The sequence below is a fragment of the Rubellimicrobium arenae genome (assembly GCF_017916275.1).
GTDB classification, from domain to species: domain Bacteria; phylum Pseudomonadota; class Alphaproteobacteria; order Rhodobacterales; family Rhodobacteraceae; genus Rubellimicrobium; species Rubellimicrobium arenae.
The window spans coordinates 136,273-157,398 of record NZ_JAFMST010000010.1 but is presented as its reverse complement, the minus strand read 5'-3'; the positions used below and the strand labels follow the sequence as shown (position 1 = coordinate 157,398).

Genomic DNA, 21,126 nt, shown 5'->3' with positions numbered 1-21,126 from the left:
CGACCAGTCGTTTTCCAGACTTGTTTGAATCATATTGTATGACTAATCTGACCTGAGCCGAAAGGCTCCAAGGGAGGAAAATCAATGATCAGAACACTTTTCGCCAGCGCATCGGCGCTGGTGCTGGCGACGGCTGCCTCGGCGCAGGTGGTGGGCTTCTCGCAGATCGGATCCGAATCCGGCTGGCGCGCCGCCGAGACCACGGTCACCAACCAGGAAGCCGAGGCCCGCGGCATCCAGCTCCAGTTCTCGGACGCCCAGCAGAAGCAGGAAAACCAGATCGCCGCCGTCCGCTCGTTCATCGCGCAGGGCGTGGACGCGATCCTTCTGGCCCCCGTGGTCGCCACCGGCTGGGACGCCGTGCTGGAAGAGGCCAAGGAAGCCGAGATCCCCGTCGTCCTTCTCGACCGGATGGTGGACAGCGATCCCTCCCTGTACCTGACCGCCGTGGGCTCGGACCTCGTGCACGAGGGCGAGGTCGCGGGCCAGTGGCTCGTGGACCATGTGGCCGACCAGCCCTGCCGCGTGGTCGAGCTTCAGGGCACGACCGGCTCCTCCCCCGCCATCGACCGCAAGACCGGCTTCGAGAACGCCATCAAGGGTCACGACAACATCGAGATCGTCCGCTCGCAGACCGGCAACTTCACCCGGGCCGAGGGCAAGACCGTCATGGAGTCCTTCCTCCAGGCCGAGAATGGCGGCGCCGACATCTGCGCGCTCTATGCCCATAACGACGACATGGCCGTGGGCGCGATCCAAGCCATCAAGGAAGCGGGTCTCAAGCCCGGCGAGGACATCCTCGTGGTGTCCATCGACGCCGTGCCGGACATCTTCCAGGCCATGGCGGCGGGCGAGGCCAACGCCACCGTCGAGCTGACCCCCAACATGGCGGGCCCGGCCTTCGACGCGCTCAAGGCCTACTGGGACAACGGGACCGAGCCGCCCAAGTTCATCCAGACCGAGTCCAAGCTCTACACCCAGGCCGACGACCCGCAGGCGGAGTACGACCGCCGCAAGGACCTCGGCTACTGACGGAACGCCGGGGCCGGCCAGTTTCTCCCACCGGACCGGCCCCGGACGCCGCGGCCGGAGCGGACCCCCGCTCCGGCCCGCGCGCCCAAGGCTGTTGCGCGCCCGGCCCGGCACCGCGCGGTGCCGTAGGGATGTCTTCATCCCAAGGCGGCAGGGTGAGCGGCGAAAGGACCTGATCCATGCTTCTCGAAGCCCGCGGACTGCTCAAGCGTTTTCCCGGCACCGTCGCCCTGGACGGCGTGGGCTTCGGCCTCGCCGCGGGCGAGGTCCACGCCCTCCTGGGCGAGAACGGGGCCGGCAAGTCCACCCTCATCAAGTGCCTGACCGGCGCCTACCGCCGCGACGGCGGCGAGATCCTCCTGGACGGCCAGCCCGTCGACCCGCGCAGCACCTTCGAGGCGCAGGAGCTGGGCATCGGCACCGTCTACCAGGAGGTGAACCTCCTGCCGAACCTGACGGTGGCCGAGAACCTCACCCTGGGCCGCCAGCCCCGCCGCCTGGGCCTCACCAGCCGCCGGGGCATGCGGGCGCTCGCGCGCGAGATGCTGGCGGGCTACGGCCTGGACATCGACGTGGAGCGCGACCTCGGCGCCTACTCGGTGGCCGTGCAGCAGATCGTCGCCATCGCCCGCGCCGTCCACCTGTCCGGCAAGGTCCTCATCCTCGACGAGCCCACGGCGAGCCTCGACGCCCGCGAGGTCGCGATGCTCTTCGAGGTGGTGCGCCGCCTGCGCGACCGGGGCCTGGGCATCGTCTTCGTGTCGCACTTCCTCGACCAGGTCTTCGCGATCTCGGACCGCATCACGGTGCTGCGGAACGGCCGCCACATCGCCACGACCGAGGCCGCGACCCTCGACCGCGTCCGCCTGATCAACCTGATGCTGGGCCGCGAGCTCGAGCAGGCGACCACCCATGGCCGGACCGCCCACGACGCGGGCGCCGAGGTGCTGCGCGCCGAAGGGCTGGGCAAGCGCGGCCGCATCGCGCCCTTCGACCTGTCCGTCCGCGCGGGCGAGGTCATCGGCATGGCGGGCCTCCTCGGCTCGGGCCGGACCGAGACCGCCGAGGTCCTGTTCGGCGCCGCGGCCGCCGACAGCGGAACGGTGCGCGACGCCAAGGGGCCGCTCGACGTCTCCACCCCGGCCCGCGCCATCGCCTCGGGCTTCGGCTTCGCCCCCGAGGACCGCAAGACCGACGGCATCATCGGCGACCTGTCCGTGCGCGAGAACATCGCCCTGGCGCTCCAGGCCCATCGGGGCTGGGCCCGCCCCATCCCGCGGGCCGAGCAGCGGCGGCTGGCCGAGGACTTCATCCGGCGCCTCGACATCCGCACCCCCGGGCCGGAAAAGCCCGTGGGCCAGCTGTCGGGCGGGAACCAGCAGAAGGTGATCCTCGCCCGCTGGCTCGCCATGAACCCGCGCTTCCTCATCCTCGACGAACCCACGCGCGGCATCGACGTCGGCGCTCATGCCGAGGTGCTGCGCCTCATCGAGGAGATGGTGGCGGGCGGCATGTCGCTCCTGGTCATCTCCTCCGAGCTCGAGGAGCTGGTGGCCGTCTCCGACCGCGTGATCGTCGTCCGCGACCGGAGCCACGTGGCCGAGCTGACGGGCCAGGAGATCACCACCGACGCCATCGTCCGGGCCATCGCCGCGCCCGGAGCCAACCTGGAGGCCGCCGAATGACCGCCCTCCTGCGCCGCATCGCGCCCCAGCTCCTCACCCTGCTGGCCGTGCTGGTGCTGGTCACCGTCTTCTTCCCGGGCTTCCTGTCGGTGGGCTTCAGCGGCGACCGCCTGGTCGGCAGCCCCATCGACGTGCTCAAGCGGGGGGCGCCCGTGGCGCTCCTGGCCATCGGCATGACGCTCGTGATCGCCACGCGGGGCATCGACCTGTCGGTGGGCGCGGTCATGGCGATCTGCGGGGCGGTGGCGGCGGCCGCGGTCGACCGGGGCTGGGGCCTCGGCGCCGCGATCCCGCTGGCGCTCGGGGCGGGGCTCCTGTGCGGGCTCTGGAACGGCTTCCTCGTGGCGGTGCTCCGCATCCAGCCCATCGTCGCGACGCTGATCCTGATGGTCGCGGGCCGCGGCATCGCCCAGCTCGTCACCGCCGGCCAGATCCTGACCTTCTCCGACGAGGGCTTCGCCTTCCTCGGGTCGGGCACGTTCCTCGGACTGCCCGTCCCGGCCTGGGCCTGGATCCTTGCCGGGATCGTCGCGGGCCTCGTCGTGCGCCGCACCGCGCTGGGCCTGCTGATCGAATCCGTCGGCGTGAACCTCCGCGCGAGCCGCCTGGCCGGGGTCGACAGCACCGTCCTGCTGGTCACGGTCTACATGATCTCCGGCCTTTGCGCGGCCGTCGCGGGGCTCATCGTCACCGGCGACATCCGCGGCGCGGACGCCAACAACGCCGGCCTCTGGCTCGAGCTCGACGCCATCCTCGCCGTGGCCATCGGGGGGACCTCGCTCCTGGGCGGGCGCTTCTCGATCCTGGCCTCGCTGATCGGGGCGATGATCATCCAGTCGATCAACACCGGCATCCTGCTCGCGGGGTTCCCGCCCGAGTTCAACCTCGTCATCAAGGCCGTGCTCGTGCTGATGATCCTGATGCTCCAGTCGCCGCGCCTGTCGGATGCCGCAAGGGGCCTGGCCACCCGCCGGCGCCGCACCGACGAGGGCGCCGCCGCGCCCCGCGCCGTGAAGGAGGCGCCCCGATGAACCTCCGCCGCCTGCCGCTCTATGCCACGATCGCCATCTTCGTGGCGGCCTACCTGCTCTGCTGGCTGCAGTTCCCCAACATCCTGTCCACGCGGGTCGCGGGCAACCTGCTCACCGACAACGCCTATCTCGGCATCGCGGCGGTCGGCATGACGATCGTCATCCTGTCCGGCGGGATCGACCTGTCCGTAGGGTCGGTGATCGCCTTCGCGGGCGTGTTCATCGCCGTCATGCTGCGGGACACGGGGCTGCATCCCCTGGCCGTCTTCGCGCTGCTCCTGATCCTCACCACGGCCTTCGGGGCGGCGCAGGGCGCGCTGATCCACGCGCTGGCCATGCCCGCCTTCATCGTGACCCTGGCGGGCATGTTCCTGGCGCGGGGGATCGCCTATCTCCTGACGCTCGATTCCATCCCCATCGACCATCCGTTCTTCGAATCGTTGCAGAAGGCCTACTGGCTCATGCCCGGCAAGGGGCGCCTCACCCTTCTGGGCGTCCTGATGCTGCTGTCGGTGCTGGGCGGGATGCTGCTCGCGCACCGGACGCGGTTCGGCACCAACGTCTTCGCCATCGGCGGGGGCGAAGGGACGGCCCGCATGATGGGGGTGCCCATCGGGCGGACCACCATCCTGATCTACGCCTTCTCGGGCTTCATGGCGGGCCTCGCGGGGATCGTCTTCGCCATCTACACGGCCGCGGGCTATCCGCTGGCCACCGTGGGGGTGGAGCTCAACGCCATCGCCGCCGTGGTCATCGGCGGCACGCTCCTGTCGGGCGGCAGCGGCACCGTCCTCGGCACGCTGTTCGGCGTCCTCACCATGGGGCTGATCCAGACCTACATCGTCTTCGACGGCACCCTCTCGAGCTGGTGGACCAAGATCGTCATCGGCCTCCTGCTGTTCCTCTTCATCGTCCTGCAGAAGGGCCTGCTGAAGGTCGGCCTGTCGCGGCGGACGGCATGAACGGCATGTCGGACCTTCTCCGGGGCGCGCTCAACGCCGGGGTCACGCGCAACAGCCACGCCCAGGTGGTGGATGGCCTCGGGGCCGCGATCATCCAGGGCCGCCACGCCGAAGGCTCGGTCCTGCCGCGGGACGATGACCTGGCCCAGCGATTCGGCGTGTCCCGCACGGTCCTGCGCGAGGCCATGAAGACGCTGACGGCCAAGGGCCTGCTGGTCGCCCGCAGCCGGGTGGGCACCAAGGTCCGGCCCCGCGACGACTGGAACATGTTCGACGCGGACGTCCTGCGCTGGCACATGGAGGGCGGGACGGGACGGGCCTTCTTCGACGACCTGTCCGAGATGCGCCTTGCCATCGAACCCTTCGCCGCGGGCCTTGCCGCCACCCGCGCCGACGCCGACGCCATCGCCGCGATGCGCCGGACCCTGGACCTGATGGCGGAGGCGCCGGACCGCAGGTCCTTTGCCGCGGCCGACTTCATGCTGCACCGCCAGGTCGCCAAGGCCTCGGGCAACCTGTTCATGAACTCGGTCAGCGCGCTGATCGAGGCGGCCCTCCTGTCGTCCTTCTGGCTCAGCTCCCCCGCCGAGAACCCGATCGTCCAGTCCGAGGTCACCGCGGACCACGCCCGGATCGTCGAGGCCATCGCCGCCCGCGACGTGCCCGCCGCCGAGGCGGCGATGCGGCAGGTCATCGTGGTGGGCCGGGACCGGATCTCCCGCGCGCTCTGATCCGGCCGGAACGGCTCAGCCCCGTCCGGCCGACAGGTCGGCGGCCATGACCTTCAGGGTTTCTTCCCGGATCTCGGCCAGGATCTCGCGCTTGAGCGCCATGAAGCGCGGCTCGGTCACGAGATCGAAGGCCCGGGGACGCGGCAGGTCCACGGCGATGTCGCGCTTCACGCGGCCCGGGCGGCTGGCCAGGATGATGACCCGGTCGGCCAGGAAGATCGCCTCGTCCACGTCATGCGTGACGAAGAGCACGGTGACCCTGTGCTCCTCCCAGACCTTGAGCAGGAGCTCCTGCATCATGCCCCGCGTCTGCGCGTCCAGGGCGCCGAAGGGCTCGTCCATGAGCAGGATCGACGGCCGGTAGACCAGCGCCCGCGCGATGGCCACGCGCTGCCTCATCCCACCCGACAGCTGCTTGGGATAGGCGTTCTCGAAGCCGCGGAGCCCCACGGCCTCGATGAAGTGGCCGACCAGCGCCTCCTTCTCGGACCGGGGCAGCGCGCTTTTCTCGAGGGCGAAGCGGATGTTGCCGCTGACCGTCATCCATTCGAACAGCGTGTAGCTCTGGAACACGAAGCCCCGGTCGCGGCCGGGGCCGGTGACCGGCGCGCCGTCGATCAGGATGCGCCCCCCGCTCGGCCGGTCCAGCCCGCCCACCATGTTGAGGAGCGTGGACTTCCCGCAGCCGGACGTGCCGACGATGGACACGAACTGCTGCGCGGGGATCGACAGGTCGATCCTCTCGATGGCGGTGAGGGCGGCGCCATCGACCTCGAAGGTCTTGCGCAGGCCGGAGATGACGACCTTGGCCCGGGGATCCGTGGTCATCCGCGCACCGGCGCGTTCCAGCGGAAGAGCCTGCGGCCCGCCCGCTTGAAGGCCCAGTCGGTCACCAGGCCCAGGAAGCCGATGAACAGGGTGCCCCAGACGATCGTGTCGGTAGCGAGGTAGCGCTGCGCGTCCATGATGCGCCGACCCAGCCCTTCGTTCGCGGCGACGAGCTCGGCCACCACCAGATAGGTCCAGGTCCAGCCCACGGTGATGCGGAGCGTGTCCCAGATCCCCGGCGACGCGGCGGGCAGGATGATCCTCCGCAGGATCTCCCGGTCCGAGAAGCCGAGCGTCTGGCCCGCCCGGATCAGGCTCAGGTCGATGTTCTTCACGTTGTCCATGATCATGAGCGTCTGCTGAAAGAACGTGCCCAGGAACAGGATCACGATCTTCTGCATGTCCCCGATCCCGGCCCACAGGATGGTCAGCGGGATCAGCGCGACGATGGGCATGTAGCGCACCACCGAGATGAAGGGTTCGAGAGCGCCCTCGATCAGGCGGTAGTTGCCCATGAGGATGCCGACCGGCACCGCGACGACGGTCGCCGCCAGCCACCCGATCATGATCCGGTAGACGCTGACCGCCGCGTCCTGGAGGAGGATGCCCTCGCTCGCCTGGCGCCAGCCTTCGGCCAGCACCGCGCCGGGCGACGGAAGGAAGAGCGGCCGCACGAGGCCCAGCGCCGTCACCCCCCACCAGAGCGCGAGCAGCGCCAGCGGCACCACTACGCCCGCCGCCGTGAAGACGTGGCGCGGGATCTCCTGCCGGAGGCGCAGCAGGTCGCGGCGACCGGGCGGCCGGGCCTCCGCCGCGCCCTGGGGCGGGACGGAGGGGTCGAGGCTCATTGTCCCGCCACGGCGTTCAGGCCGTCGAGCGACATGATCTGGTCGGCCGTCGGCACCTGCCTCACCTCGTCGGGGTTGGTGGCCTGCATGACGGTGCCGATCTGGGTGACGGTCTCCTGGAACTGGCCCGTCAGGGCGTCCCGGTTCTCGGCGACGCTGTACAGGCGGACGCCGGCGAAGGCCGGGGCGAACTCCTCCATGGGGCTGCCCACCGCCTCGGCGATGATGGCGCTGCCCTCCTCGGGGTTCTCGCGGATGAAGGCGACGGCATCGTCCCAGGCGCGGATCAGGCCCTGCACCTCCTCGGGATGGGCGTCGATCCAGGTTCCGGTCGCGACCATCATGTCGCTGATGAGGCCCGGCTCCTCGGCGGCGGTGTAGATGACCTTATGGCCCTCGCCCTGCGACAGCGCCGCCGAGATGTAGGGCTCGTAGGTCACGGCCGCGTCCACCTGACCCGAGATCAGCGCGAGCCCGGCCTCGGAGGCCCCCATGGGCACGTGCTGGATGTCGGCGAGGCTCATCCCCGCCTCCTTCAGGGCATAGTTGATGAGCAGGTCGCTGGTCGTCCCGCTCTCGAAGGCGACGGTCCGCCCCTTGAGGTCCGCGATCCCGCCCACGTCCGCGCCGGCCAGCACGGCGTCGGCCTCGTTCGAGACGTCGAGGATCAGGAACCCCTTCACGTCGAGGCCCTGGTTGAAATAGGTGATCACGCTGTTGGTGGCCGCCACGCTGACATCCAGGCTTTCGCTTGCCAGGGCGGCGGTCATGTCCTGGTCCCAGTTGAAGGTGGTCAGCTCCACCTCGAGCCCTTCCTGCTGGAAGAAGCCCTTCTCGGCCGCGACCCAGAGCGGCCCGTAGCCCAGCCAGGGCTGGAGCCCCATGCGGATCGGCTCGGCCTGCGCGGCGGCGGCCAGGGCCAGCGTCGCGGCGGACAGCAGAAGGGTTCGGGTCATCGGTGGTCTCCTTCTTGGTTGGCCTGCTGCGGGGGCGTCCCCGTGCCCCCCGTGGCGGTGGCCCGGGCCAGCAGGTTCAACGTGATGCGCCCCACGTCATTCATTTCGCCGGGGGAAGGCAAGGCCCCGCACCAGGCGACCGAACTGGCCGAGAACACCATCCCGCCGCCCGGCAGGTGGCGAAGCGTCATCTCGGCCCCCCGCCGCGCCTGCGCCTCGGGCTCTCCGCCGGGATACCAGCGGGTCGGGTCGGGAACGTAGCCCGGAGGGAAGGCCTCGGCCCGGGCCAGGACCACGGTGTCGGGATGGGTGCCCAGATGCGGATCCGTCGCGTCGACCTCGTAGCCGGCCGCGCCGCCCAGCACGGTCCCGGTCTCGCCGAAGACCTCGCCCGGCACGCCCTCGAAGACCCAGGCGCAGGACGGATCCCGGCTGCCCCCGGTGCGGCGGAAGGGGCGCGCGCCGTCGAAGCCCATGAGGGAGATGGCCCCGCCGATCAGCGAGAACTCCCCCCGGCCCCGGTTGCGGAGGAATCCCCCGGGCTCGTTGGTGATGGCGAGCGCCTGCTCGGCCACCGGCCCGTCCCAGGTCCGCCCCGCTTCCATCGGCCCGCGGCGCAGCTCCATCAGGTCGCCGTGGAACGCCACGGTCGCGGCAAAGCCGTTGCCGCCCAGGTAAAGGAGCGTCCCGCCCCCGGCCGCGAAGCCCCGGAGCGCGTCCTCCATCTCCACCGACATGTATTCCGGGTGGCTGCCGGTCAGGACGGCGCGATAGGGGCGCAGGGCCTCGACCCCCTCGTGGTGGAGGTCGTGGTCGGTGACGAGGTCGAAGGCGATCCCCTGCGCGTGGCAGAAGCGCAGCAGCCTCAGGTCCACCGGAAGGTTGTGGCCGCAACCGCAGAGCGGGTAGCTGTAGTCCTCGCGCAGCGTCGGCATCGGCTTGAGGCAGGAGGTGATCGACACCCCGCTCAGGTCCGAATGGTGGTCATAAAGCGAGCGCAGGTCGTTGTCCTGCGCGAACTCATGCGCCCGGTCGGTGCCGACCCAGGGAAACAGGTGCTGCGGCAGGAACTCGTTGGCGTAGGCCAGGTAGGTCGCCGTGGGGACCAGGAACACGACCGGCGCGTCCGGCGTCCGGCCCCGGACAAAGAACGGGATGCGCTCCACCTGCGCCCCGGCCGCGACCTCGATGGCATAGATGCCCGGCCCGGCCTCCGGCGGCACCGCGACCAGGTGCGTGGCGGGCCAGTCCACCGCCCCCATGTCCGTGTCGTGGCAGTGGATGGCGTCGTAATGGTCGGGCACCAGCCGGGGCTCGAAGCTCGACCCGTCCCAGCGCGGCGAGCGGAGGCAGAAGGTCGGCAGGTTGACCACGGCCATCTCCAGCGCCTCGGGGCCGTCCGACAGGAGGACCGGCGTCCCGGGGAGCCGCGCCGGAAAGCGCCATGCGATCCGGCGGCCGCCCAGGCGAAGCTCGGGCCGGGCGAACCTCGCGTTGGCCGAAGGCTCCCGTTCGTCCCCGCCCCAGCCCAGCATCAGCGGCCCCGGCAGGTCCGGCCAGGCCAGGTCCGGCCGGTCGAGCCGCCAGTCCAGCGGCGACAGCGCGTCCCCTCCTTGGCAGGCGAGCGCCGTCCCGCCGCCCCGGCTCTCGATCCGCAGCGCCATCCACCGCTGGGCGGGGACGGCGAGGTCCCCGACCGTGCCGTGCCCGTCCAGGAGGAACAGGAGCCGCTCCCCCTCCACCTCGACGCGGACCGGCCCAGCCCGCAGGAGCGTCCGGCGCGACGGATTGCGGGTCAGCAGCACCTCGACCGCGACCCCCTCGACCGGGCCGATCCGGGCGATGTCCTCGGCCGCCACCACGAGGCGCGAGCCCCGGTCGAAGGCCTGCGGAGCCGGGGACGCCACGGGCCTGACGGGCCAGGGGACCGGCACGGCCTCCGGCGTGTCGATGCGCACCGCGCGCACCCGGTCCACCGGGTCCGGGCAGGACAGGTGAAGGGCCACCTCCTGGCCGGCGCGCACCGACCAGGGGCTGACGAAGCCCGCGACGGCGAGGGCCCGGTGATCGACCATCCGCTTCATGCTCTCTGCCCTGGGCTGTTGTCCGGGACTGTTGGCCACGGCCAGGCCGCCGATGCAACCCGGTCCTCCAAGGGGGGGCCGGGAGCCGCGGCGTCAGGGATGGGACGGCGGGCGGCCCGGGGCGGCCTCCTTGTCGCGCAGCCAGGCCGTCACGATCTCCCGGTGCCGGGCTCCGTCGTAGCTGGGGAAGTGGCCGCCATGGACCACGCGGACGGGCAGGTCGAGAAGCCGGCGCATCGAGGCCAGGTAGTCCCGGGCGTCTGCGTGGTAGGTGTCCTCGATCAACGGCCCGTCATAGACGATGTCCCCCGAGAACAGGGTGCCGGTCGCCTCCTCCCAGAGGGCGATCCCCCCCGGGGAATGGCCCGGCGTGTGGATCACCTCCAGCCGGCGGTCCCCCAGGTCCAGCACCTCGCCGTCCTCGAGGAGCCGCGTCGCCGGCGCGGCCCGCACGGCATAAAGCGCCGAGGCGTAGGGCTCGGGCGGGAGGCGGTCGAAGATGTCGTCGGTGACATAGGGATCGGCAAGCGTCGCCGCCCGGGTCGGATTCGCGAGGATCCCGGCCTCGGCCGGATGGACGGCGCGGTCCTCGAACTCGTGATGGGCGCCGACATGGTCGAAATGCGTGTGGCTCGCCACGGCGAGGAGCGGCTTTTCCGTGACCAGAGGCACCCAGCGGCGCAGCGGCACGACGCCCATGCCGCTGTCGATCAGGAGATCGCGGTCCGCGCCCCGGATGTGCCACATGTTGCAGCGGTAGAACTCCTTGATCCAGGGCTCGGAGATCAGGGTGACGCCGTCGCCCTTGCGATCCAGGGCGTACCAGTCCTCGGGGCGGGCGCGGATCATGGGACCTCCTCGGGAAAGATCGACAGCTCGGCAGGATCGACGGCAAGGCGCAGCACGGAGTCGGGGGCGCGGTCGGGCGGCAGGTGGGCGACCAGCCGCAGGTCCGGGGCGCGCTCCGGGATCAGGTGGGCGCGGAAATGGGTGCCGAAGAAGGCCAGGTCCCCGACCCGGGCGGGACCGAGATCCCAGGCCCCGGACCCGTCGCGCAGCGCCTCGGGCCGCAGGCAGAGCGTCAGGCGCGCCGCGTCGCCCGGCACGGCCACCGGCAGGGGGCCAAGCGGCGTCTCGACCCCGGCCGGGCCGCGGCGGGCCGGGATCCGGTTCATCTCGCCCATGAACCCGGCGGCGAAAAGGCTCGCCGGACGGCGGTAGACACGGTCGGGCGGCCCCTGGTCCTCGATCCGGCCCGCATTCATGACCACGATCCGGTCGGCGATGGCCATCGCCTCCTCCTGGTCGTGGGTGACGTGGACGAAGGTCGTCCCCACCCGGCGCTGGATGGCCTTGAGCTCGTCCTGCATGCTGCGGCGAAGCTTGAGGTCCAGCGCGCCCAGGGGCTCGTCGAGGAGCAGGACCTCCGGCTCCACCGCAAGGGCGCGGGCCAGCGCCACGCGCTGCCGCTGCCCGCCCGACAGCTCGTGAGGACGCTTGCCGCCCGCGCCCTCGAGCCCCACGAGCGCGAGCTGCCGGTCGGCGGCCTCGTGGCGGCGGGCCCGTGCGACCCCCGCCATGCGGAGCCCGAAGCCCACGTTGTCCCGCAGGGTCATGTGCGGGAACAGCGCATAGTCCTGGAACACGGTCGTCGTCGGCCGCCGCGCGGGCGGCACGGCGGTCACGTCCCGCCCGCCGATCAGCACGCGCCCCTGGTCCGGGCGGACGAAGCCGCCCAGGATCGACAGCAGCGTGGTCTTGCCGCAGCCCGACGGCCCCAGCAGCACCACGTATTCGCCCGCCGCGATCTCGAGCCGGATGTCGCCCAGGGCGCGGTGCGGGCCGAAGCTGTGGGCCACGCGGTCCAGCGTGACGGGCGCGGTCATGGCCGGCGCCCCGGCCGCAGGACCAGTTCCACGGCGGCGACGACCGCGATGGACACGAGGAAGACGAGGCTTCCGATGGCGTTGAGGCGGGGCGACAGGCCGGATCGCAGCATGCTCCAGATTTCCACGGGAAGGGTCACGTCAAAGCGGGTGAGGAGGAAGGACACGATGAACTCGTCCCAGGACAGGGTGACCGACAGGAAGAACGCGGCCACCAGCGCCGGCCTCAGCATCGGCACGGTCACCAGCCGGATCACCTGCCCCTCGCTGGCGCCGAGGTCGCGGGCGGCGCGCTCGGCGTTGCGCTGCTGGTCCCCCATCGAGGCGTAAAGGATCGCGAAGCAGAGCGGCAGGTTGATGACGACATGCCCCATCCCCGCCGTCCAGAGCGACAGCCCCACGCCGAGCCGGCTCGCGACGATCAGGAGCCCCAGGCCCACGATCAGCGTGCTGACGGCGAGCGGCAGGACGAGGATGGCGCGCAGGAGCGCCGCTCCGGGCAGGACATGCCGCGCGAGGCCGTAGGCCGCGAGGAAGCCCAACGCGCAGGCCACGGCCGAGGAGCCGGACGCCACCAGCGCGGAGTTGAGCAGCGCCGCCATCAGGTCGCGGTCGCCCAGCACGTCCGCGTACCAGCGCAGCGACACGCCCTGGAACGGCGGCACCGGCAGGCGGCCGTCCTGGAACGAGAACAGGACCAGCGCCCCCACGGGCAGGAGGATGAAGCCGTAGGCCAGGAGCAGGTAAAGCCAGGCCAGGAGGCGCGTCATACCCGGTCGAGCCTCAGCCAGCGGGCGCAGAGCAGGTAGGCCAGCATCACCAGCCCCATGAGCACGATCGACAGCGCCGAGGCGAGCGGAAAGTCCGCCCGGCGGCCGAGCTGCACCATGATGACCTGCGGCAGCGAGAGCTCGTTGTTGCCGCCGAGGATCTGCGGGGTCACGTAGTCTCCGATGCACAGCACAAAGGTCAGGAAGGCCCCGGTGACGACGCCCGGCAGCGTCAGCGGCAGGATGACGTGCCGGAAGGTCTGCCACCCGTTCGCCCCCAGGTCCTGCGCCGCGCGCGCATAGTTCCGGGGAAGCTGCATGAGGTTGGCGTAGATCGTCAGCGTCAGGAGCATGGTGAAGAAGTGGACGAACCCGGTCACGGTGGCAAAGCGCGTGTTGGCCAGGGTCAGGGGCTCGGCAACCAGCCCCAGGCCCAGCAGCGCCTGGTTCACGACCCCCTGCTTGGACAGCACGAGGAGCCAGGAATAGGAGCGCACCACATAGGAGGTCCAGAACGGCAGCACCGCGAGGAGCAGCGCCAGCCTCTGCCAGCGCGGCGGCACCCGGAACGCGATGATGGCGGCCAGCGGATAGGCCAGGAGCACCGAGACGGCGGTCACCGTCAGCGTGATCTCCAGCGACACGAGGACCGCGCGGGCGATCTGCGGCTTGGCCAGCTGGGCGTAGTTGCCCCAGTCCACCCCCCAGACCAGGTCCCGCCCCTCGAGGCGGGCCAGGCTCATGGCCGCCATCACCGCGAAGGGGACGACAAAGAGCCCCACGGTCCAGAGGAGGGCCGGGGCGACGAAGCCCCAGCCCCTGCCTGTATCGCTCATTGCTGGAGCATCTCGAGCCAGACGTCCTGCATCCGCGCGTCGAGGTCCGCGTCCGGCGCGGGATAAAGCTGGGCGCGCGCCAGGTAGTCGTCCTGCTCGTCCCAGCGCAGGGTCGCCTTCTGCTCTCCGGTCAGGATGTCCCCGGCCTTCCGGTTGGCCGGCATCCCCCAGTAGCAGGACGAGGTGGCGAGCCGCGCCTGCCCCTCCGGGCTCAGGATGTATTTCACGAACTCGGTCGCGAGATCCTTGTTCTGGCTGTCCGCCAGCACGCCGATGGACTGCGCCCAGCGCACGGCGCCCTTGTCGGGGATGGTCCAGGTCAGCTCCGGCTGCTCGCCCGCGAGGCCCGCGGTCAGCCACTCTCCGCCGCCGATCACGATGTCCGCCTCGCCGGTGGCGAGCGCCGTCTGGCTCGCGGTCACCTCGCCCACCGAGGAGGCGAGCGACTTCATCCGGAGCAGCTCGTCGCGCAGCGCGGGCAGGTCGGCCTCGGTCAGGTCGGCGGTGTTCAGGCCCAGGTTCACGGCGGCCAGCCCCATCACGGGGAGGTAGTAGTCGTAGATCGCGACCCGCCCCGCATACTTGTCGGACAGGATCTTCGACATGTCCTGCATATCGGCCGGATCGACCGCGTCCGAGTTGAAGGACACCGTGTTGTAGCCGAACTTCTCGGTCACCGCGTAGATCCGGCCGTCCCGCGTGGTGCTGTCGGCCATCACGACCTCGGGGAAAAGGTCGCCGAGCGGCAGCTGGTCGGCCGGAAGCTCGGCCATCAGGCCGGCATCCACCACCCGCGGCACGTCGATGGAGTCGATGACCAGCACGTCCCAGTCCCCGGGCTGCGACTGCTCCAGCATCGCCAGGGCGGCCCCGGTGCCCTCGTACTCCCGCAGGTTCACGGTGACGCCATGGGCCTCCTCGAAGGGCTCGACCAGGGCCGGGTCGGTGTGGTCGCACCACACCAGGGCGTTGAGCTCCTGCGCCGGCGCGATCCCGGGAAGGGCGGCCAGCAAGGCGGTCGAAAGCAGCGCGCGGTCCGTGACGCTCATGCAGATCTCTCCTGTCGGTCCCGCTTGCGCCGCGGGCTTTGCGTTTGACAGAAAGAGTTGAATAGGCTCAGATTTGAAGTCAACGATAAATTTATTCCCGAGGTGAAGCCCTGACCGGCCTCCGCGAACGCCAGAAGGCCGACCGCCATCGCCGCATCCTCGCGGCGGCGGTGACGCGCTTCCAGCGCGACGGCTATCATTCCGTCCGCATCGAGGATCTGGCCGAGGATGCCGAGGTCTCGGTCGGGACGGTCTACAACTACTACGGCACCAAGGGGGACCTCCTGATGGCCACCGTGGCCCTGGAGGTGGAAGAGGTCCTCGCGGCGGGCGAGGCGATCCTCCTGGCGCCGCCGGCCGAACCGCAGGAGGCGCTTCTCGGCCTCATCTGGCAGTATTACGATCACTCCCTCGAATACCTCAGCAAGGAGATGTGGCGCGCCGCCATGGCGCTTTCGATCGAGGAGCCGCACACGCCCAACGGGCGCCGCTATGCGGATCTCGACGGACGCCTGGCCGATCAGGTCGCGCGCCTCGTGGCGCGGCTCCAGTCCCGGGGACGCGTTGCGCCCGATCTCGACCACCGCGCGATGGGCGAACTGATCTTCAACACCCTCAATGCCATGTTCATCGAATTCGTGAAGGATGACGGTATGACCCTCGACACCCTCAAGGCCCGCGTGGCCGCCCAGATCCGCCCCCTGGCCCGCCTGATGGAAGCCCCCGCATGACCCATTTCAACCAGCCGCTCGGCGGCAACGACATGCCCCGCTTCGGCGGGCCGGCGACGATGATGCGCCTGCCCTCCCGGCCGACGGCCGAAGGGCTCGACGCCTGCTTCGTGGGCATCCCGATGGATATCGGGGCATCCAACCGACCGGGGACGCGGCTTGGCCCGCGGGCGATTCGCGACGAAAGCCGGATGCTGCGCCCGTTCAACATGGCGACCGGCGCCGCTCCGTTCGAGCATCTGCAGGTGGCCGACATCGGCGATGTCGCCATCAACACCTTCGACCTCAAGAAAAGCTGCGACATCATCACCGCCGCCTACGACGAGATCCTGTCCCACGGCGTCATCCCCCTCACCCTGGGGGGCGACCACACCCTCACCTGGCCCGTCCTGCGCGCCATCCGCGACCGGCACGGGCCGGTGGCGCTCGTGCATGTGGACGCCCATGCCGACATCAACGACACCATGTTCGGCGAACGGGAGGCGCATGGCACCCCCTTCCGCCGCGCCTGGGAGGATGGGTGCCTGCTCAACGACAAGGTCGTGCAGATCGGCCTGCGCGGCACCGGCTACGCCCCCGACGACTTCGCCTGGGCGCGCAGCCAGGGCTGGAGCGTCGTCACCGCCGAGGAGATCCACGGCAAGCCCCTCGTCCGGCTCATGGAGCAGGTGCGCGCGCTGATCGGCGACGCGCCGGTGTACCTGACCTACGACATCGACAGCCTGGCCCCCGGCCTCGCCAACGGGACGGGCACCCAGGAGATCGGCGGGCTGACGGACTGGCAGGCGCTCCAGATCGTGCGGGGCATGGCGGGGCTCAACCTCGTGGGCTGCGACCTGGTCGAGGTGTCCCCGCCCTTCGACACCACGGGAACCACCGCCCTGACCGCCGCGAACCTGCTCTTCGAGATGCTCTGCGCGCTGCCGGGCGTGCCCCAGAACCCGCCCGGGCCGCTCCACGGCTTCCGGCTCGACTGAGCCGTTGCCCTTGCGGCCCCGGTTTGCCAGAAGCGCCCCGTCGACGGCGGGGCACAAGACCGTCCAACACGGAGTGAGATCAATGAAACGACGCACGTTCCTCGTCACCGGCGCGGCGGGCCTGTCCGCGCTGGCGGCCCCGGCCCTCCTGCGGGCGCAGGGCGCGCCCTTGAAGGTCGGGACCTACGGGGGCTACTTCCAGGACAGCTTCAGCCAGCACATCTTCCCCGAGTTCACCGCCGAGACCGGCATCGAGGTCGAGTCCATCGGCGAGCCGACGGGCGAAGCCTGGCTCGTGCAGCTCGAGCAGGCCGCCCGGGCGAACCAGGCGCCGGCGGACGTCTCGATGATGTCGCAGGTGTCGCGCCTCAAGGGCGAGGCCGCGCAGGTCTGGGCCCCGCTCGACGAAAGCAAGCTCACCAACCTCGGCAACCTGCCCGAGCATTTCGTCCACCGCTACGAGGATGGCCGCCTTTACGGGACGGGCGCCGTGAGCTGGTACATCACCCTCGTCACCAACACCGAGGCCTATCCCGAGCCGCCCGCCTCCTGGACCGCGCTCTGGGATCCGGCGAACGCCGACAAGCTGGGGCTCCTCGCGCTCGCCTCGAACTCCTTCCTGCTCGAGATCACCGCGGTCACGCATTTCGGCGGCACCGACATCCTGGGCACCGAGGACGGGGTCATGCAGGTCCTGGCCAAGCTGGCCGAGGTCAAGCCCAATGTCCGGCTCTGGTACCGCGACGAGGGGCAGTTCCAGCAGGCGCTGGAATCGGGCGAGATCCCGATGGGCCAGTACTACCACGACGTGACCGGCCTCGCCGCCTCGAACGGGCAGCCCGTCCGCTCCACCTTCCCCAAGGAAGGCGCGGTCCTCGACTCCGGCTCCTGGGTCGTCTCCAAGGCGTCGCAGATGCTGGACCAGGCGCAGATCTTCATCGACTACATGGCCCGGCCCGAGATCCAGGCCAAGCTGTCGCGCAACGTGGGCACCGCGCCCACCGTGGACCGCACGCTGACCGACCTGTCGGACGAGGAGTTCGCGGCGGTGTCCTCGGACCTGCCGCCGATCCTGCCGCGCTACGACCTTTACGTGGACCGGGCCGACTGGGTGAACCAGAAGTGGTCCGAGATGATCACGGGCTGACAGGCCCCACGGCCCGGCCCCCGGCGGCCGGGCCTCACCTGACCGGAGAGACCCGATGAACGACCTGTCCCTGCGCGGCGTGACCAAGCGCTTCGGGGCCACGGCGGCTGTGGACGACGTGACGCTCGACATCCCCGGGGGCAAGTTCATCTGCCTCCTCGGGCCGTCCGGCTGCGGCAAGACCACCCTGCTGCGGCTGCTCGCGGGCCTGGAGGAGCCGACCTCCGGCCAGATCCTGGTGGGCGGCCGGGACCAGACGCATGTGCCGACCCACCGGCGGGACTTCGGGATGGTCTTCCAGTCGCTCGCCCTGTTCCCGCATCTTTCGGTGGGCGAGAACGTCGCCTATCCGCTCGCGATCCGCGGCACCCCCCGGGCCCAAAGGCGCGCCCGCGCCGAGGAGCTCCTGTCCCTGGTCCAGCTGTCCGGCATGGCCGACCGGCGGATCCACCAGCTTTCGGGCGGGCAGCGCCAGCGCGTGGCCATCGCCCGCGGCCTGGCCATCGACCCCAAGCTCTTCCTGCTCGACGAGCCGCTCTCGGCGCTGGACGCCAACCTGCGCGAGCACATGCAGATCGAGCTGCGGCAGATCCAGACCCGCCTGGGCGTCACCACGCTGGTCGTGACCCACGACCAGAAGGAGGCGCTCACCATGGCCGACATCGTGATCGTCATGGACCGGGGCCGCGTCCAGCAGATGGGCGCACCGATGGAGGTCTACCGCGATCCCGCCAACGCCTTCGTCGCGGGCTTCATCGGGACGTCGAACCTCCTGCCCTGCCGCCTCCTCGACCCTGCCACCCTGGAGGTGTCGGGCCAGCGCCTGCCCCTGGCCGGACAGGACCGCGTCAAGGCCGCGCCCGGCCCCGCGATCCTGTCCGTCCGCCCCGAGGACGTGCGGCTCGGCCCCGAAGGCCTGCCCGCCCGCGTGACCTTCATCCGCGACCTGGGCGAGAGCGTGCAGCTCGTGCTCGACCACGCGGGCCAGGAGGTCACGGCGCTGTTCTCGCCCCGCGAACGGCCGGAGGTCGGGATCGGCGAAACCGTGGCGCTGACCTTCGCGCCCGGCGGCCGCGTGGTGCTCGCGCCATGAAGGGACGCGAGGCCACGACCCCGGGCTGGCTGGGGATCCTTCCAGGGACCGCGCTGGTGGTGCTGTTCCTCATCCCCTTCGGCATCATGCTCGCCGTCAGCGTGGCCCAGCGCGAGACCGGGGGCTTCTACCAGTGGGGCTTCGACCTTTCGGGCTACCAGAGGTTCCTGTCCGCCTTCTTCGGCGGCGTCCTCCTCACCTCGGTCGGCATCGCGGCGGGCACGGCGGCCATCGCGGTCGCGCTCGCCCTGCCCTTCACGGTGATCCTGGCCGGGCTCTCGCGGCGGACACAGACGGCGATCCTCGTGGTCCTGCTGTCGGTCCTGTCGCTGTCCGAGGTGATCGTGGGCTTTTCCGTGTCCACGCTGCTGTCGCAGACGGCGGGCGTGGGCAACATCCTGGCCTGGCTGGGCCTCACCGCCGAAGCCCGGGCCTACACGCCCAGCCTGTTCGCCCTCATGACCGGCCTGACCTACCTGTCCTTCCCCTACGCGGTGCTGGTGCTCTATCCGCCGGTGGCGCGGCTCGACCCCGAGCTGGCGCAGGCGGCGCGCACCATGGGCGCCTCGCCGCTGCGGACCTTCTTTTCCGTCACCATGCCGCTGCTGCGCGCCCCGCTTCTCGGGGCGCTGATCCTCGTCTTCGTGTTCGCGCTGGGCTCGTACCTCCTGCCGCAGGTGCTGGGCCGGCCAGAGCACTGGACCCTGTCGGTCCACATCACGGACCAGGCGATCTACCAGTCCAACCTGCCCTTCGCGGCGGCCATGGCGGCCTTCCTGCTGCTCGTGGCGCTGGCCATGGTCGGGGTGGCGCTGCTGCTCGCCCGGGAAAAGGGAGACCGGGCATGACCTCGCGCCTTGGACGCGCCTATGTCGCGCTGGTCCTGATCCTGCTGGCCCTTCCCATCCTGGTGGTGACGGGCGTGTCGCTGAACGGCGGGCAGGCGCTCCGCTTTCCGCCGCAGGACCCGTCCTTCCGCTGGTACGGGGAGCTCTTCCGCGCGGCCGACTGGCTCGGCCCCCTGAAGAACTCGCTGGTCATCGCGGCCGTGGCGTCCCTGATCTCGGTGGCGGTGGCCCTGCCCCTCGCGCTCCATGCCTGGGGCCGCGGGGGATGGCTGTCGCGCGTGCTCTACACGCTGGGCGTGGCGCCATTCATGCTGCCGCCGGTCATCACCGCGCTGGGCTTCCTGGTGTTCTGGGTGGCGCTGGGCATGTACGGGCAGATGGCGGCGACGATCCTGTCGCACGGGATCTTCCTCGTGACCCTGCCGCTGGTGACGATCTCGCTGGGGCTGCGCGCCATCGACCCCGCCCTGCTCGAGGCGGCGCGGACCATGGGCGCGACCCGGGGCCAGGTGCTGCGGACGGTCGTGCTGCCGCTGGTGCTCCCATATGTGGTGTCGGGCTACGCCTTCGCCTTCGTGCTGTCGCTCAACGAATACATCATCGCCTACATGGTCGCGGGCTTCACGGTGGAAACCCTGCCGATCAAGATCTTCAACAGCCTGCGCTACGGCTACACGCCCATCATGGGCGTCGTGTCGGTGCTGTTCGTCCTGCTGGCCGTGCTGGTCTACGGCACCATCGGCGTGTTCGGGAACCTGCCGCGCCTGATGGGCGCCGACCGCGTGGAGGACCGTTGATGCGGCTGGCTCTCTGGCAGGGCGAAGGCGCACCCGGCAACCTGGCCGCCACCCTGTCCGAGGTGGAGCGGGTGGCCGGCCTCGCTGCGGCGCGGGGGACCGGTCTCCTCGTGTTCCCCGAAGGCTATCTCACCGGCTATCACCTTCCCCGCCTTTCGCCCGGCGACCTGACCGGGGTGGAGGCGGCCCTGGGCCAGGTGGGCCGGATCGGCGCGCGGGCCGGGCTCGGGATCGTGATCGGCAGCCACACCGGCGACGGGGACACGATCCGCAACAGCGCCGTGGCCTTCGACGCGGCGGGGACCGAGATGGGCCGCTACCACAAGCGGGCGCTGTTCGGCCCCTGGGAGAAGGGCACCTTCCGGCCGGGACAACAGACCTGCCTGTTCGACTGCGCCGGCCTGAAGGTCGGCCTCGCGATCTGCTACGACGTGGAGTTTCCCGAGCTGATCCGGCCCTACGCCCGCCTGGGCGCCGACCTCGTGGTCGTGCCCACGGCGCTGATGGCCCCGCATGACCGGATCGCGCGCCAGGTGGCTCCGGTCCGCGCCATGGAGAACCAGGTGTTCCTGGCCTACTGCAACAGGACCGGCCACGAGGCCGGGCTGGACTATGTCGGCCTGTCCTGCATCTGCGGCCCGCGCGGGCAGGTCCTGGCCGCAGCGGCCGGCGACCCGGAGCTCCTGATCGCCGACCTCGATCCCGCCATCCTGGCCGAGGAGCGGGGCGAGAACAGCTACCTGTCCGACCTGAACCTCCTGGACCGGCCCCACGCCTCCTGACCCTGGCCCTCGTCGGCCATCCCGGTCAGGGGGACGGCGGCCCGAGGCGGCGT

At 70.8% G+C, this 21,126-nt stretch carries 21 protein-coding genes; 12 read left to right on the top strand and 9 right to left on the bottom strand.

Annotated elements, in window-relative coordinates; genetic code table 11:
* Nucleotides 1-84 precede the first annotated feature (84 nt).
* The 5 genes from ytfQ (at nt 85) to J3P31_RS16620 (ending at nt 5,441) form a co-directional block, all read left to right on the top strand.
* Complete coding sequence (gene ytfQ / locus J3P31_RS16640; protein WP_210529621.1) at nt 85-1,032, top strand: galactofuranose ABC transporter, galactofuranose-binding protein YtfQ; 948 nt, start codon at nt 85-87, stop codon at nt 1,030-1,032.
* A 179-nt stretch (nt 1,033-1,211) separates the two neighbouring features.
* Entirely contained in the window at nt 1,212-2,717 is a 1,506-nt protein-coding gene (locus tag J3P31_RS16635; protein WP_210529620.1) for a sugar ABC transporter ATP-binding protein, read from the top strand.
* Nucleotides 2,714-3,748: an ABC transporter permease gene (locus J3P31_RS16630; protein WP_210529619.1), complete on the top strand. Its 1,035-nt coding sequence runs from the start codon at nt 2,714-2,716 to the stop codon at nt 3,746-3,748. Before J3P31_RS16635 ends, J3P31_RS16630 begins: the two co-directional genes overlap by 4 nt.
* The gene (yjfF, locus tag J3P31_RS16625) at nt 3,745-4,710 is read left to right on the top strand and encodes a galactofuranose ABC transporter, permease protein YjfF (RefSeq protein ID WP_210529618.1); all 966 of its coding nucleotides are present in this window, start codon (nt 3,745-3,747) and stop codon (nt 4,708-4,710) included. Before J3P31_RS16630 ends, yjfF begins: the two co-directional genes overlap by 4 nt.
* Entirely contained in the window at nt 4,707-5,441 is a 735-nt protein-coding gene (locus J3P31_RS16620) for a FadR/GntR family transcriptional regulator (protein WP_246849580.1), read from the top strand. Before yjfF ends, J3P31_RS16620 begins: the two co-directional genes overlap by 4 nt.
* Nucleotides 5,442-5,456: 15 nt before the next feature.
* On the opposite strand, the gene J3P31_RS16615 is transcribed toward J3P31_RS16620, so the two are convergent.
* The 9 genes from J3P31_RS16615 to J3P31_RS16575 form a co-directional block, all read right to left on the bottom strand.
* The gene (locus J3P31_RS16615) at nt 5,457-6,269 is read right to left on the bottom strand and encodes an ABC transporter ATP-binding protein (protein ID WP_210529617.1); all 813 of its coding nucleotides are present in this window, start codon (nt 6,267-6,269) and stop codon (nt 5,457-5,459) included.
* Nucleotides 6,266-7,117, bottom strand: a complete 852-nt coding sequence (locus J3P31_RS16610) for an ABC transporter permease (RefSeq protein WP_210529616.1) — start codon at nt 7,115-7,117, stop codon at nt 6,266-6,268. The genes J3P31_RS16615 and J3P31_RS16610 overlap by 4 nt, the downstream gene beginning before the upstream one ends.
* A complete protein-coding gene (locus J3P31_RS16605) occupies nt 7,114-8,073 on the bottom strand; it encodes an ABC transporter substrate-binding protein (RefSeq protein WP_210529615.1) in 960 nt (319 codons plus the stop codon). The genes J3P31_RS16610 and J3P31_RS16605 overlap by 4 nt, the downstream gene beginning before the upstream one ends.
* The gene (locus J3P31_RS16600) at nt 8,070-10,157 is read right to left on the bottom strand and encodes a N,N-dimethylformamidase beta subunit family domain-containing protein (RefSeq protein ID WP_210529614.1); all 2,088 of its coding nucleotides are present in this window, start codon (nt 10,155-10,157) and stop codon (nt 8,070-8,072) included. The genes J3P31_RS16605 and J3P31_RS16600 overlap by 4 nt, the downstream gene beginning before the upstream one ends.
* Nucleotides 10,158-10,250: 93 nt before the next feature.
* A complete protein-coding gene (locus J3P31_RS16595) occupies nt 10,251-11,006 on the bottom strand; it encodes an MBL fold metallo-hydrolase (protein ID WP_210529613.1) in 756 nt (251 codons plus the stop codon).
* A complete protein-coding gene (locus J3P31_RS16590) occupies nt 11,003-12,043 on the bottom strand; it encodes an ABC transporter ATP-binding protein (RefSeq protein ID WP_210529612.1) in 1,041 nt (346 codons plus the stop codon). Before J3P31_RS16590 ends, J3P31_RS16595 begins: the two co-directional genes overlap by 4 nt.
* A complete protein-coding gene (locus tag J3P31_RS16585) occupies nt 12,040-12,813 on the bottom strand; it encodes an ABC transporter permease (protein WP_210529611.1) in 774 nt (257 codons plus the stop codon). The genes J3P31_RS16590 and J3P31_RS16585 overlap by 4 nt, the downstream gene beginning before the upstream one ends.
* Nucleotides 12,810-13,649 (bottom strand): ABC transporter permease, encoded by an 840-nt coding sequence (locus J3P31_RS16580; protein ID WP_210529610.1) that lies wholly within the window; start codon nt 13,647-13,649, stop codon nt 12,810-12,812. The genes J3P31_RS16585 and J3P31_RS16580 overlap by 4 nt, the downstream gene beginning before the upstream one ends.
* Nucleotides 13,646-14,698, bottom strand: coding sequence for an extracellular solute-binding protein (locus J3P31_RS16575; protein WP_210529609.1), 1,053 nt, complete (start codon nt 14,696-14,698; stop codon nt 13,646-13,648). Before J3P31_RS16575 ends, J3P31_RS16580 begins: the two co-directional genes overlap by 4 nt.
* A gap of 89 nt (nt 14,699-14,787) precedes the next feature.
* Here J3P31_RS16575 and J3P31_RS16570 point away from each other — a divergent pair, with 89 nt between their 5' ends.
* The 7 genes from J3P31_RS16570 to J3P31_RS16540 all read left to right on the top strand — a co-directional run bounded on the left by J3P31_RS16570 (nt 14,788) and on the right by J3P31_RS16540 (nt 21,073).
* Nucleotides 14,788-15,429, top strand: coding sequence for a TetR/AcrR family transcriptional regulator (locus tag J3P31_RS16570; protein ID WP_368373097.1), 642 nt, complete (start codon nt 14,788-14,790; stop codon nt 15,427-15,429).
* Nucleotides 15,426-16,406: an agmatinase gene (speB, locus tag J3P31_RS16565; protein ID WP_210529608.1), complete on the top strand. Its 981-nt coding sequence runs from the start codon at nt 15,426-15,428 to the stop codon at nt 16,404-16,406. The genes J3P31_RS16570 and speB overlap by 4 nt, the downstream gene beginning before the upstream one ends.
* An 82-nt stretch (nt 16,407-16,488) precedes the next feature.
* Nucleotides 16,489-17,553: an ABC transporter substrate-binding protein gene (locus J3P31_RS16560; RefSeq protein WP_210529607.1), complete on the top strand. Its 1,065-nt coding sequence runs from the start codon at nt 16,489-16,491 to the stop codon at nt 17,551-17,553.
* Nucleotides 17,554-17,608: 55 nt separating this feature from the next.
* On the top strand, nt 17,609-18,646 hold the full coding sequence (locus J3P31_RS16555) for an ABC transporter ATP-binding protein (RefSeq protein WP_210529606.1): 1,038 nt from the start codon (nt 17,609-17,611) through the stop codon (nt 18,644-18,646).
* Nucleotides 18,643-19,494: an ABC transporter permease gene (locus tag J3P31_RS16550; RefSeq protein WP_210529605.1), complete on the top strand. Its 852-nt coding sequence runs from the start codon at nt 18,643-18,645 to the stop codon at nt 19,492-19,494. The genes J3P31_RS16555 and J3P31_RS16550 overlap by 4 nt, the downstream gene beginning before the upstream one ends.
* Nucleotides 19,491-20,291 (top strand): ABC transporter permease, encoded by an 801-nt coding sequence (locus J3P31_RS16545; RefSeq protein WP_210529604.1) that lies wholly within the window; start codon nt 19,491-19,493, stop codon nt 20,289-20,291. Before J3P31_RS16550 ends, J3P31_RS16545 begins: the two co-directional genes overlap by 4 nt.
* Entirely contained in the window at nt 20,291-21,073 is a 783-nt protein-coding gene (locus J3P31_RS16540; protein ID WP_210529603.1) for a carbon-nitrogen hydrolase family protein, read from the top strand. The genes J3P31_RS16545 and J3P31_RS16540 overlap by 1 nt, the downstream gene beginning before the upstream one ends.
* Nucleotides 21,074-21,126 lie beyond the last annotated feature (53 nt).